Annotated in this window: 8 protein-coding genes; 1 reads left to right on the top strand and 7 read right to left on the bottom strand. The window is 63.4% G+C overall.

What is annotated here, in order from left to right; all coding sequences use genetic code 11:
- Window positions 1-15 precede the first annotated feature (15 nt).
- Window positions 16-2,004 carry a (Fe-S)-binding protein gene (locus tag ACYQ8E_RS11700; protein WP_066729389.1) on the top strand — a complete coding sequence of 663 codons (1,989 nt, stop codon included), beginning with the start codon at window positions 16-18 and terminating at the stop codon, window positions 2,002-2,004.
- 184 nt (window positions 2,005-2,188) lie between these two features.
- Here the strand turns inward: ACYQ8E_RS11700 and ACYQ8E_RS11695 are convergent, their stop codons facing one another.
- From ACYQ8E_RS11695 to ACYQ8E_RS11665, 7 genes are all read right to left on the bottom strand, one after another.
- Window positions 2,189-4,363 carry a carboxy terminal-processing peptidase gene (locus ACYQ8E_RS11695; RefSeq protein ID WP_082820429.1) on the bottom strand — a complete coding sequence of 725 codons (2,175 nt, stop codon included), beginning with the start codon at window positions 4,361-4,363 and terminating at the stop codon, window positions 2,189-2,191.
- Window positions 4,364-4,758: 395 nt separating this feature from the next.
- The gene (locus ACYQ8E_RS11690; protein WP_066729388.1) at window positions 4,759-5,646 is read right to left on the bottom strand and encodes a hypothetical protein; all 888 of its coding nucleotides are present in this window, start codon (window positions 5,644-5,646) and stop codon (window positions 4,759-4,761) included.
- Between the two features lie 112 nt (window positions 5,647-5,758).
- Entirely contained in the window at window positions 5,759-8,293 is a 2,535-nt protein-coding gene (locus ACYQ8E_RS11685; protein ID WP_066729387.1) for a helicase C-terminal domain-containing protein, read from the bottom strand.
- A gap of 310 nt (window positions 8,294-8,603) precedes the next feature.
- Complete coding sequence (locus tag ACYQ8E_RS11680) at window positions 8,604-10,055, bottom strand: DegQ family serine endoprotease (RefSeq protein ID WP_066729385.1); 1,452 nt, start codon at window positions 10,053-10,055, stop codon at window positions 8,604-8,606.
- Window positions 10,052-10,492, bottom strand: a complete 441-nt coding sequence (locus tag ACYQ8E_RS11675; RefSeq protein WP_066729383.1) for a response regulator — start codon at window positions 10,490-10,492, stop codon at window positions 10,052-10,054. The genes ACYQ8E_RS11680 and ACYQ8E_RS11675 overlap by 4 nt, the downstream gene beginning before the upstream one ends.
- A 138-nt stretch (window positions 10,493-10,630) precedes the next feature.
- Window positions 10,631-12,004: a sigma-54-dependent transcriptional regulator gene (locus ACYQ8E_RS11670; protein WP_197463679.1), complete on the bottom strand. Its 1,374-nt coding sequence runs from the start codon at window positions 12,002-12,004 to the stop codon at window positions 10,631-10,633.
- A complete protein-coding gene (locus ACYQ8E_RS11665) occupies window positions 11,997-13,475 on the bottom strand; it encodes a sensor histidine kinase (protein WP_066729381.1) in 1,479 nt (492 codons plus the stop codon). Before ACYQ8E_RS11665 ends, ACYQ8E_RS11670 begins: the two co-directional genes overlap by 8 nt.
- Between the last annotated feature and the right edge of the window lie 29 nt (window positions 13,476-13,504).

Genomic DNA, 13,504 nt, shown 5'->3' with positions numbered 1-13,504 from the left:
CCGGAGAGCAGAGCGATGTCTTCCCAGCAAATGATCTTTATCCCGCTGTTTTTGACGGCCCTGGTCGCTTTTGCCTATAGCTGTTACCAGCGTTTTGCCATCCTCGCCATTGCCCAGCCCGAGGATCGTAGCTCCCAGCCGGGAAAGCGTTTCCAGGCAATGCTGCGTTATGCAATCGGTCAGCGGCGCGTGGTCAAACGCCCCTTCGGCATTAACCACCTGCTGATCTTCTGGTCGTTTCTGATCCTGCTGCTGGCCAACGGCGAATTTCTCCTCGCCGGAATTTTCCCGGCCGTGCGCCTTTCCCTGCTTCCCGCCGGCCTCTACCACCCGCTGGTGCTCAGCTTCGAACTGGTCTCGCTGCTGACCCTGGTCTGCGTGGCGCTGGCTGCTGCCCGCCGCCTCTTCTTCGCGCCGGCCTACCTCAGCAGCAGTTACGCCAGTGCCCGCAGCGGGGAAGCCTTTGTCATCCTCGCCTTTATCGCGGCCCTGATGCTGGCCTTCTTTTACCTGCATGCGGCAGAAATCGCCTCAGGTCAGGAGGCGGCCGCGGCCTGGATGCCGGTTTCCGGTGCCCTTGCCGCCACCCTTGGTGGCCTGTCGCCAGCGGGACTCGAAACGGTAGCGACGGTCGCCTGGTGGACGCATGCCCTGGTACTGCTCCTCTTCATGAACCTGCTGCCGCGCAGCAAGCACATGCATATCCTTACCGCTATCCCCAACTGCTTCTTCGGTGCCCTGGAGAAGCCCAATACCCAGCCCCGGGAAGTATTCACGCCGGATGGAGTTTTTGGGGTCGGCAGTGTCGAGCGCTTTACCTGGAAAGACATTCTCGATGGCTATACCTGCACCGAGTGTGGGCGCTGCCAGGATGTCTGTCCCGCCCGGGCCACCGAAAAACCCCTCAACCCGCGCCAGGTGGTCCACGACATAAAGGTCAATTTCCTGCACAATGCCACCCTGTTGCAGAGCGGGGCGAAGCCGCGCCTGCCTCTGATCGGCGATGGGGGGGAAGGGTCGACCAGTGAAGCGGCCCTCTGGTCCTGCACTACCTGCGGCGCCTGCCTGCAGGCGTGCCCGGTCCTTATCGAGCAGATGCCGAAGATCGTCAAGATGCGTCGCCACCTGGTCGAGCAGGAGGCAAAGTTTCCCGAGGAGCTTCTCAACCTCTTCGAGAACATGGAGCAGCGCAGCAACCCCTGGGGGATCGCCCCGAGCGAGCGCACCAAGTGGAGTACCCAGCTCGGCGACCGTTCTTTTGTCCCGGGGGAGACCGAATACCTCTTCTTCGTTGGCTGTGCCGGCGCTTTTGACACCCGCAACAAGCATGTCACCGTAGCCCTCGCCACCCTTCTTGACCAGGCGGGTGTTTCCTGGGGGATTCTCGGCAAGGATGAGCTCTGCTGCGGGGACAGTCTTCGTCGGCTCGGCAACGAGTATGTCTTCGAGCAGATGGCATTGAAAAATGTCGAGCTGCTCAAGGAACGCGGGATGAAAAAGATCATCACCCAGTGTCCGCACTGCTTTTCCACCCTTAAAAACGACTATCGCCAGTACGGGCTGGAACTGGAGGTGCTTCACCACAGCCAGCTTTTGGCCGACCTGGTCGCTTGCGGCCGGTTGCCGGCCGGAAAAGGGCGGTCGCAGGGGAAGCTGCTGTTCCACGATTCCTGCTACCTCGGCCGTCACAATGATGAATATGCGGCGCCGCGCGCCGTGGTCGCGGCGGCTTCCGGCAATGCTCCGGAAGAATTTTCCCGCCAGGGGGAAAACTCCTTCTGTTGCGGCGCCGGCGGTGGGCGGATGTGGATGGAGGAGCATCTCGGCACCCGGATCAACCTCGACCGGGTCCGTGAGGCTCTCGACCAGCAGCCCGAAACCATCTGCGTTGCCTGTCCCTACTGCATGACGATGTTTGAGGATGGCCTCAAGGATGAGGGTGCCGAGACGGTCAAGGTGCGGGATATTGCCGAGGTCCTGGCAGAGGCGATAGCCCCCGGGTAATCAGGTCACCGGTTCCCTGTTTTAATCTCAGGTGGGTCGAATTCCCCGAAGCTTGCTTCGATGAAAGCGATCAATCTAAACTTTTGATACCCCGTAGCTTGCTGCGGGGAGATTCATTGCAGCAGAACAAACGCCCCTCCGGCAGCTCCGGAAGGGCGTTTGTTCTGCTGCGGCAACGGGAGGGCTAGCGGGCGCTCGCCGCGGCGCTCCGTCCCGGCGTGTTGGCGAGGGGAGCCCGCGGCAGCTCCTGCATGTCGGTGAGGACCGCCAGGGCTTCACTGGCGTAGGGGTCGTCGAGGAGACCCTCGGCGAGCTGTTTTTCCTTTTCCTCTGCTGTCAGCACATGGTCCGGCTTGGCTGCCGGCTTTGCCCCGTGCATCGGGGCGACCTCGGTCAGCTTCTTGGCCTCTTCCCGCTCCTTACGGATCGTATCGAGATCGAGGGACTGCCGGGTCCGTTCGCTGCGCTCTTTCGCCAAGGCGGCTTCCCGGGCGATCTCCTGGAATTTTGGATCCTTAGCGGTGCGCTCCTGGCTGCGGACGCGGAGAGTATCGAGTCGTACCCCGGGACTGTTCCAGCGGGTATAACTCACCGGGGCAACGGTATCCCAGGGGAGGGAATATTCCGAGTATTTCTCGCCGGTTTTGAGGTACTGGAGGCGATCCGGCAGGATGATGTCGGGAATCACGCCCCGGTACTGGGTCGAGGCGCCGCTGACCCGGTAGAATTTCTGCACCGTGATCTTCAGGGCACCGAGGGGTTTATAGGCGTCCATGTTGCGCAGGGAGAGGCCCCGATCGAGATCGATCAGCGCCTGCACTGTTCCTTTGCCGTGGGTGTGCTCCCCGCCGATCACCACCGCGCGGCCATAGTCCTGGAGCATGCCGGCAAGAATTTCCGATGCGGAAGCGGAGAACTGGTTGACCAGCACGACCAGGGGGCCGGAATATTCGATGCTCGCATCATCGTCGTTGAGGGGTTCGATGGAACCGTCGCTCCCCCGGACCTGAACTACCGGACCGGTCTTGATAAAGAGGCCGGCAGTATCGACGGCATCGGCCAGGGAGCCGCCGCCGTCATTGCGCAGGTCGAGGATGATGCCGGCAACTCCGGCCGGCTTGAGCCGCTGCAGTTCGGCGCGCACGTCATCGGTGACATTGCGGCCCTTGGCACCATGGCCGGCACCCTGGAAATCCCGGTAGAAGGAAGGAATCTTGAGGTAGCCGAAATTTTCCCCTTCCACAGGACCGGGGATCACGGTCCCCTTGACGAAGGTATCCTCGATCTGGACCACGTCGCGGACAATCGGGATCACCCGCAGATTTCCATCCGGGTTGCGAACCGTCAGACGCACCTCGGTCCCCTTCGGCCCCCGGATCAGGCCGACCGCGTCACGAAGGCGCATGTCGGTAATGTCGACCGGCTCGGCCTCCCCCTCGGCTACCTTGAGGATGATATCTTCGGCCTGCAATTGCCCCTGGCGGAAGGCGGCACTGCCGGCCATGATCGCGACCACCTTGATGTAACCGTCCTCTTCACGCAGGGTGGCGCCGATCCCTTCCAGGGACCCCCGCATGCCAATATCGAAATCTTCCTTCTCGGTAGGGGGGAGATAGTCGGTATGCGGATCATAGGCCCGGGTGACCGAGCTGAAATAACGGTCGAAGTAATCCTGGGAGGTGTCCTGGTGGAGACGCGTGAAAAAGTCGCGATAATTCTTGGCGACCTTCTCACGGGCGACCTTGAGCAGTTCGGGGTCGATGCTGTCCGTCGCGGGCGTTTCCTTGCCGGCCGCCTTGGCTTCGGCAGCGCGATCCTCCACCAGTCCGAGGTAGCGGAGCACGACCTGGTAGGTCAGGGTTTGCCGCCAGCGTTCTTTGAGCGCGGCTTCATTGGCGCAGAAGTCGAGCTTCTCCGGGTCGGTTTCAATGGTCTCCCGGGAGTGCAGATCGAACCTCCCCTCCAGGAGTTCAGCGACCAGTTTTTCAACGACGGCAATGCGCCTCCCGAGGATCTCGGCGGCGAGAGCGGGCAGTACAATCCGCCCCTGCTTGAGCTCATCGTCGATGCGGGTAGCGAAATCCTGGAGTTGATCGACGTCGGACTGGAGCAGGAAGCGCTTCTGGCTGTCGAGTTGCTTCAGATAGAGCGCAAAGGCGGCGCGGGAGAGGTCGTCATCGATCGCCTTGTGACTGTAGTGGTGGAGCGGGAGCTGGTCACGCAGCAGATAGCTGAGAAGCCGCGCCCGATTGTAATTGAACTCGGCGGCGGTCGCAGGTGCCAGGCCAAGGCCGAGGGTGAGTGAAAACGTGATGAGAAGGGCCGCAATGGTTCGCCTTCCCCGGCAGGATCGGCTCATGATGTCTCGTCCGGCGGTAACTGGCGCCGCCCCTTTTGCAGATGGAATAAATACCTTCGCAGCCCGTTGCCACGAGGATACTCGGGGATTCTACCACGATCCGCCCATCCCCGGTCAAGTTTTGCTCGTCCCCTTGTTCCCCTGGTTTTAGCACCTTTACAAGTGCCGGTTTCGTGGTAAATTGGAATCAAACCCCAGCACACAGGAGGATGACAGTATGAACGTCTCTGAGCCGCCGGGCCGGGAAGGGTTAAACCGATAACCGTGAAGAACTGATACCCTGACTCACGTCAGGGCATGATTCCCACAGGGAATAGCAAAGCGTTGAAACAGCAAGCAGAAAGCGCCCCGGCAATCGCCGGGGCGCTTTCTGCTTGCTGCTAGCCGTCTGGACCTCACTCTTTCCAGTACTCTTGCAGGCAGTCGGGGCAGAGGCTGTGAGTGAACTCGGACTCGGACCGTTCGGTGATGAATTTTTCGAGGATTTCCCATTCATCGTGGTCGTTGCGAATTTTTTTGCAGGCTGAGCAGATCGGCAACAACCCGCTGAGAACCCGGATTTCCTGAGTCTTGGATGAGATGATTCGCGTTGCCTTGCGCATATAAAAGGTCAATACCCCGAAGACGACCAGCAGAACGGCGGTGACGACCAGGATTGCCGCGACCAGGACATCACGCAGCAATTGTCGATAGGCGGAAACGTCCATGTAGATTTCAAATGCCCCGGCGACAACCCCGGTCGGAGTTCGCAGGGGCATATAGGTTTCGACCATGTCGATCTCATATTTCTTTTCGTCGGCAAGGTCCCAGAGCTCTTCCTTCTTTTCGAGCTTGGAAGAGGCATCGCCGGCGAGGGCCGCCGCCAGGGTCTGGTTCTTGAGGTCGAGTTCACCGATGATGTTGCGATCGTTGCTGTAAACGATGGCCTGGTCGCGGGAAAAGATCTTGATCTTGAGGACATCGAAGTATTTCAGCTTGGCCTCGATATCCTGATCGAGGAGGTGGTAACTGCTGGCCGGGATGATCAGGGTCGGTGCGCCACCTGGTCCGCGGGCAATGTAATCCTTGAGGCTGTCGCCGATAATCGCATTGGAGATGGCAACCGCGTCCCGCTCCGCCTCGGCGATGATGTAGCGATTGAAAATCTGGTAAATGCCAAAGCCGACCAGCAGCAGGATGGCCAGCAGTGAGACCAGCGTCGCCAGGGTGAAGAGCTTGAGCAGGTCCTGGTGCCGTCCCCCTGTGTAAACACGCTCGGTGGCTATGCCGTTGCGCCGCCCCATCCTCGCCCTCCGGTAGGTTTTCCCGCTCTTCCGGGGTTTGTTTGGTTCAGAATGTTTGCGAAAACATGAAATATATCGATATCTTTGTCAACAGAAAAGCACAGCGGTTCCCTCATTGACCCTCTTCCGGAGAACGTTCTTCGCGATGGAAAAAGTCGTTGATAGCGGTGAATACCTCGGCGCTGGGAGCGGCAATCACCTGGACTTCCGGCAGGGAACGTAAAAAGACACGCCCATACCCCTTCTTGACCACCCGGGCATCGAGTATCAGCACCACCCCGCGGTCGTTGCGGTGCCGGATCAGGCGACCGAACCCCTGTTTGAACTTGATCACCGCCTGGGGGACCGTGAACTCCATGAACGGATCGCCGCCCCGGCCTTCGATCGCTTCGGCCCGGGCCTCAAGGATCGGTTCGGTGGGGACCTTGAAGGGGAGACGGGTGATGATCACCTGTTCCAGGGCACGGCCGGGGACATCGACCCCTTCCCAGAAGGAATCGGTCGCGAAGAGGACGCTGGTCGGATCGGCGACAAAGGCTTTCAGCAGGCGATGGCGGTTCTCTTGTCCCTGGCGCAGGCAGCGAAAACCACGGGCGGCAAGGATCGGCTCCAGCTCGCCATGAACCAGCCGCAACAGGGAGTAGGCGGTAAAGAGGACGAAACTGCGGCCGTCGGCGGCAACCACGGCGCGACCGGCGAGGTCCCGGACCATCTCCGGGTAGCCGGGACGGCCCGGTTCGGGAATGTCGGTGGGAACCGCCAGCAGGGCCTGGCGGGCAAAATCGAAAGGGGAGGCGAGCCGCAGCGTAGTGCGGCGGGCCGGGGGACAGCGGTCAAGGCCGACGCGTTGTTCCAGAAAGCTGAACGAATCACCGACCGCGAGGGTGGCGCTGGTCAGGACCACGGAGCGGAAGCGGTCGTAGAGTCCCCGTTGCAGGCTTGCGGCGACCTCGAGGGGGGCGGCGCACAGCCGGGTTACGGGCGTGCGTCCGCCCCGTGCCGGCAATACTTCCATCCAGACACAATGTCCCGGTCCGGCGGCGACGAAGAGTTCGAGGTCGCTGGCAATCGCCGCCAGGCGCAAAAAGGTTCCCGCGCAGTCGGTGAGAACGGAGGCGAGGCCGTCGGCGACCTTCTCCGGCAGGGCTTCGCACGCCTTGAGCAGATCCATCCCGGCACGGCTCAAAAGTGCCGTTGCCGCCGCCAGTTCGCGCACCCGTCCCACCGTTTCGCCCCAGACCGGCTGCTCCTGGTAGGTGGCAGTGACCCGCTGGCGCAGTTCCTCTTCCCCCCGGTTCGGAAAGGCAGCCGCCAGTTGAGCGCCGATAGTGTCGAGGTCGGCAAGCGCCCGCTCGTAAAGGCCCTGGCGTTCTCCCAGGAGTTGTTCGACACGGCCGTGCAATTCCCGGTAGAGTTCGTCGGCACTGTCGGGGAGTCGCTGCGAAAGCTGGGCGAGGAAGCGAGGGAGCAGTCCTTTCTCCGGCTTGCGCGGGTGGCGCAGCTTGCCGAGGACCCGGGCATAGGAAAAGCGGGTGACCTGGGCGGAAAAGTAGCTGGTGGCAACATCTTCGAGGTGGTGGGCCTCATCGAGGATCACCCGGTCGAAGGGGGGGAGAACCGCCGCCGCGCTGTAGTTGTCGGTCTGCTGGCGTAGCGCTAGGTCGGAGAGGAGCAGCGCGTGGTTGACGACCAGCAGGTCGGCCTGGGCCGCGAGCCGTCGTGCCCGATGGAAAAAACAGGTGGCGTAGTCGGCGCAGCGGACGCGGGCACACTGGTCCGCCTCGCAGCGCACCTCTTCCCAGACCACTTCGTGGGGGACGAAGGTCAGTTCGTCACGGGAGCCATCGCTGCTCTGTGCCGCCCAGTCGACCAGACTGTCGAGAAGGGCATGGTGCTCGGTGTCGAAGAGTTCCGGTTCGCGGTGGGCGGTCGCCAGGCGCCGGCGGCAGAGGTAGTTCCCACGTCCCTTGACGAGGACGGCGCGAAACTCCAGGCCGGTGGCCCGTTGCAGCAGGGGCAGATCCTTGCGGATCAGCTGCTCCTGGAGGTTGATGGTGTTGGTCGAAACGACGACCCGTTCTTCATTGGCGAGGGCCCAGAGCAGCGCCGGCACCAGGTAGGCGAGGCTTTTGCCGGTGCCGGTACCGGCCTCGATAACCGCCAGCTGGTCGTTGTTGAAGGCCTCGCCGACGGCAAAGGCCATGCGCAGTTGTTCCGGACGGTCTTCGTAGCCGGAGAGGGCGCTGGCAATCGAACCCGCAGGGCCTAGCAACTCGGCGATGCGGGCCGGGTCGAGCAGTTGTCGGTTGTGAGGGAGGAAGGCTTCGACCACACGGTAGACCCTGTCCACAGGGTTGTCCACAATGTGGAAACCGACTCCGAGGGCGCCGAGACGCCCGGCTATCTCCAGGTCCGCCCGGGAAGGTGAAAGGTCGCCCGAGGGGTGGTTGTGGATAACCACGTCTCCATGGCGACAGGCCTGCAGGATGGCGGGAACGGCCTCCCTGGAGCCGCGGGCAAGGACTTCAATGGCAATCACTTGCCGGGTTGCATCGGTGTGGCCGAGGAAAAAAACCTCGTTGCCGCCGGCCTCGCGGATCGCCTGACGAAGCTGGTCAATAACCGTGCTGGAGAATGAGTGTTGCATGGGGCTCCCGGGGAAATGGCCCCTCATTATAGGGAAGCCCCGGTGAAAAGGGAAGATGTCGGGAACGGGTTCCGCTCACTCGGCAGGCAGGGAGGAGACAAAAAAAGAGCCGGGGCGGGGCAACCTGTGGAGTGTGTCCACAATTTCCTCCCGCATTGGCCCCGGAGGGGGGGTGGGGCCAGCCCGGCGTCATGAATCTAACAGAGACGCTGGCAAACTGCAACTGGTCTCTGTCTCTTCCACGGGCGAAAAAATGCCCCCGGCCGGAGGCGGGCCGGGGGCGGAAACGTCGCCGTTGCGACGGGGTTGGCTATTCGGGCTTCAGGGCGACATAGCGGGTGCCGTCGCCATGGCGGATCAGCAGCAGTACCGGCTTGTCGCCTCCGGCCTGCAGCTGTTTATTTGCCGCCTCGGGGGAGGTGACCGGCTTGCGGTTGATTTCCAGGATCAAATCGCCCCGCTCGATACCTGCCGAATCGGCCGGCGAGCCATCTTCCACGGCGGATACCAGCACCCCGGTTTCATCCTGGTAGCCGAGGCGGGCGGCAAGCTCCGGAGTCAGTTTTTGCAGGGAGAGCCCGAAGGTAGAGATCTTCGCGACTGCCGTCTCCGCGCTCGTTCCTTCCCCTTCCCGCTTGCCGATGGTGACCGTGACCTGCCGGGGCTGGCCATTGCGCAGGATGTCGAGACGGATCACCGTCCCCGGTGCCGTCATGGCGATGGCATTGCGGAATTCATTGACCTTGCCGACCGGGCGTCCATCGGCTTTAAGGAGGATATCCCCCTGCTTGAGGTCGGCCTTGGCCGCCGGCGAGTCGTCGATGACCTTGGAGATCAGGATGCCGTCGGTCTCCTTGAGCCCGAAGGGCTGGGCCAGATCCTTGGTCAGGTCCTGAATGTAGACCCCGAGCTGGCCCCGGGTGACGGTGCCGGTTTCGACCAGCTGGTCGCGAATCTTGCGCGCCATGTTGATCGGGATGGCAAAGCCGATCCCCATATAGCCGCCGCTGCGGCTGAAAATCGCCGTGTTGATGCCGACCACCCGGCCGTCCAGGTCGACGAGGGGGCCGCCGGAATTGCCGGGGTTGATGGCGGCGTCGGTCTGGATGAAGTTTTCATAGTCGTTGATGCCGATGCCGCTACGCCCCTTGGCGCTGACGATCCCGGCGGTCAGGGTATGGGAGAGCCCAAAGGGGTTGCCGACGGCCAGCACCCAGTCCCCAACTTCCAGTCCGTCCGAATCTCCCAGCGCCAAAACCGGCAGATCCTGTGCGTCGATCTTGATCACCGCGACGTCGGTCGGGGGGTCGGCGCCGATGACCTTGGCCTTGAATTCACGGCCGTCGAGGAGGCGTACCGTGACCTTGTCGGCATCGCCAACGACGTGGTTGTTGGTCATGATCAGGCCGTCCGGGGAGATGATAAAGCCCGAGCCCTGGCCGCGCACCTGGCGCTTCGGCATCTTGCCGGGGGCATGCCCTTCCGGGGGAATGCCAAAGAAACGGCGCATGAAATCGTCGCCGAAGGGACTATTGAAAGGGGTACCGAAATTGGACATCTCCGGTTGGTCGGTGCTCTTTTCCACCTGAATAAAGACCACCGCCGGGGAGACCTGCTTGGCCACGCTGCGAAAGACCTGGCCGGTCTGGCGCAGACTCTCGCGGCCTTCTTCCTGGGCACGGGCCATGCCGGGAAGCGCCATCAGGGCGGCCAGAAAGAGGCCGATCAGAGAGGTGAGGCGTACCGTTGGTCGAGTCGTCATGATCTGCTCCTTGGTTGGGAATGTGGGCGCTGCGGCGGACAGATCAGCCGCGCCCGGTCAATCAGGGTATCGATGTCAAAAGGTTTGTCAAAGGTCGCCGCCGCCCGCATGCGCAGGGCGGCGCTATGGGTCCCGGGGTCGCCGAAGGCGGTCATGCAGATCACCGGCGGGCGCTGCGGCTGGTCGCAGAGACTTTCCAGCACCTCCAGGCCGGTGAGACCAGGCATGCGGATGTCGGTCACCACCAGGTCGATCGGGTCGTCCTGGCCTTCAAGGCTGTCATGGAGCCGTTCAAGCAGGCTGAGGCCGTCGCTGCAACAGGTGACCGCGTAGCCCTCGCGGAAGAAACAGAAGGCGAGCAGTTCGCGCAGAGCCGGGTCATCTTCGGCGATCAGAACATTGGCCGGGCGACCGGCGGGTAGGGATAGGGCACGCATCTGCAATCTCCAGTCGGGTTCAGTCTCGGTTATCGCAAGCGGCGTGCCAGGCTTGAATATTGTAATTTCAGCAGGTTGGGAAAGGCGAGGCGGGGCATTCTGCCCCGATGGGGCATTTTGCCCCGGGGCAGGGAAGGGTCAGGAGCGGTCATTCTCCTGCAGCTTGCGGTAGAGGGTTTTGCGGTCGATGCCGAGGATGGCGGCGGCAAGGGTACGGTTGCCGTCCACCCGGTCGAGAACCTGCTGGAGATAGCGCCGCTCCATCTCGGCCAGGGAGACCAGTTCGTCCGCCGGGAGGGGAGGCGCCACCGGCGCTGGCGGCGTGGAACCCTGGCGCAGGGCTTCGGGGAGGTCTTCCAGGGTCAGGCGCTCGTGGCGGGTCAGGGCGACCGCCCTTTCGATGATATTGCGCAGTTCCCGGACATTGCCCGGCCAGGCGTGTCCCAGCAGTCGGACGGCGGCCGGCTCGGTCAGCCCCTGGACCCCTTTATGAAAGCGCTCCGCGAATTCATCGACGAAGCGTTGCGCAAGGAGCAAAAGGTCGTTGCCACGGGCGCGCAGGGGCGGCAGGTCGATGGTCAATACGTTGAGGCGATAATAGAGGTCCTGGCGAAAGGTGCCGGCCGCGATAGCTTCCTCGAGATTGCGGTGGGTGGCGGCGATGATGCGCACGTCGCAGTCGATCTCGCGGTTGCCACCGACCGGCCTGATCCGGTGTTCTTCGAGGACCCGCAGCAGCTTCGGTTGCAGCGCCAGCGGCAACTCGCCGACTTCGTCGAGCAGCAGAGTACCGCCGGAGGCTTCCAGGAAAAGGCCGCGCCGGGCGTTGCGGGCATCGGTAAAGGCGCCCCGTTCATGGCCGAAAAGTTCGCTTTCGAGCAGTGTCTCCGGCAGCGCCGCGCAATTGATGGCGACGAAGGGGCCGCCTTTGCGGGGGCTCTGTTCATGCAGGGCGCGGGCGACCAGCTCCTTGCCGGTGCCGCTCTCGCCGCGGATCAGCACCGAACTGTCGAGCCCGGCAATGCGGCTGACCAGGTCCCGGACTTCGGCGATGGAGGGGCTTTCGCCGAGGAGGGCGCCGGCGCTGCGCTGGCGGTGGACTTCGTCCTGGAGACGATGCAGGGTCTGCTCCAGCTGCCGATGGCGCACCGCCCGGCGCACGGTGTGGGCGAGGAGGTCGAGATCGACCGGTTTGGTGACGAAATCGTAGGCACCGGCCCGCAAAGCGGCGATGGCCGTATCGAGGCTGCCGAAGGCGGTGAGGATGACGACCGGCAGTCCGGGGACCTGGTCCTGCAGCCGTGCGCAGAGGTCAAGGCCGCCGGTCCCGGGCATGTTGAGATCGGCGAGGACGGCGTCGACCTCGCCAGATTGGAGCAGGGCCAGAGCCTGACTGCCATCGCCGGCGGTGGTGACGGCATGGCCATGGCGGGTCAGAACCTCCCGCAGCAACTCCCGCAGTTCGAGGTCGTCGTCGACAACCAGGACCCGGCCGGTAATCGTTTCAGCCATCAGTTATCTCCGCGTCAGCGGCCGGCGCCGGGGGGAGGAAGACCCTGAAACAGCTCCCCGCACCGGCGCAGCTTTCGACCCCGATCCAGCCGCCATGTTCCTGGACGATGCCGTAAGCGATGGCCAGGCCGAGCCCGGTTCCCTGGCCGACCTCCTTGGTGGTGAAAAAAGGGTCGAAGAGGTGGGGCAGGATTTCGGCCGGAATGCCGCTGCCATCATCTTCCACCTCGATGACGGCCCAGGGCCCGCTGCCGGTGACACTCGCCGCCGCCGGCGGGGCGGCATCGTCGATGGCAAAACGCAGCTCGACCCTGCCGCCAGGGGCAATCGCCTGCAGCGCATTCATCACCAGGTTGGTCAAGACCTGCTGCAACTGCCCGGGGTCGGCGACGACGGCCAGCGGTTCCGCCGGAGGAGTCAGCGTCAACCGGGCCTGCTGCCGGGCCGCGGTCGGTTGCAGCATTTCGATGACCTTGGCGCCCAGGCCTTCGAGTCCAACCCGGACCTTGCGCGGGTTGCCGCGCCGGGCAAAATCGAGGAGCTGGCGCATGATTGCCGCCATGCGCCCGCTCTGTTCGCCAATGATGCGCGCCGAGCGGATCACCTCTTCGGCCGGGAGTTCCCGCGAGCTGATCAGTTTGGCGCGGCCGGAGATGACGTTGAGCGGGGTGCCAAGTTCGTGGGCCATGCCTGCCGAGAGCCGACCGAGGGTGGCGAGCCGTTCGGTGTGGCGAAGTTTTTCCAGGCTCTCCAGGCGGGCGCGGTCACTGTCCCGGGCGTGGGCGAGCTGGCCGCGCATGCGGTCGAGGGCGGCGGCGAGGGTGGCGATCTCGTCGTGACCGCGGACCTCGACGGGCGCTGAAAAGTCGCCGGCAGCCATGCGCTCGGCCTGGGCGGCGAGCCGTTGCACCGGGCGGGTAACCCAGAAGCTGCCGAGGAGGCCGATCAGCAGCAGGCTCGAGACCACCATGGCGGCCAGCAGCAGCGCCGAACGATTCATGCTCTCGCGCACGTAGCCGTGCAGGCCGGCCAGCGATTCGCCGATTTCAATCGCGCCGCGGCGGCCATCCGGAGCGTTCAGCGGCAGATAGGTAAAGAGAAAGTCACGACCGTCGCTGGTTTCAGCGATTACCGTGACCAGTTCACCACGGCGTGCCGCTGCCAGTTGATCCCCTTCGACCCGGGGATGGAAGCGGGTTTCCGGTGCTCCTTCGAGCCAGACCCAGCGCACCTGCTGGTCGCTGACGACGCCGCCGGCCTGTTGCAGAAATGCCTGGGCGGCGGCCTCGCCTTTACGCTGCCAGACTTCGAGGACCAGGGGGCGCAGTACCTGGCCGACCAGGCGTGCCTCGCGGCTCAGGTTGGAACGGAGGATGGCGGTCTCCCGCTGTACCGACTGGTAGCTGTGAATCGACAGCAGCAGGGCGATGCCAACCAGGATCGCGAGGGCGATTTTCAGGGTGAGACGCATGGCATGACTCCCGGAGGCCGGAGCGGCGG

Source organism: Desulfuromonas carbonis, assembly GCF_054658035.1.
Note: the sequence above shows the minus strand (reverse complement) of the source record. Positions and strands in the feature narration are given on the sequence as shown.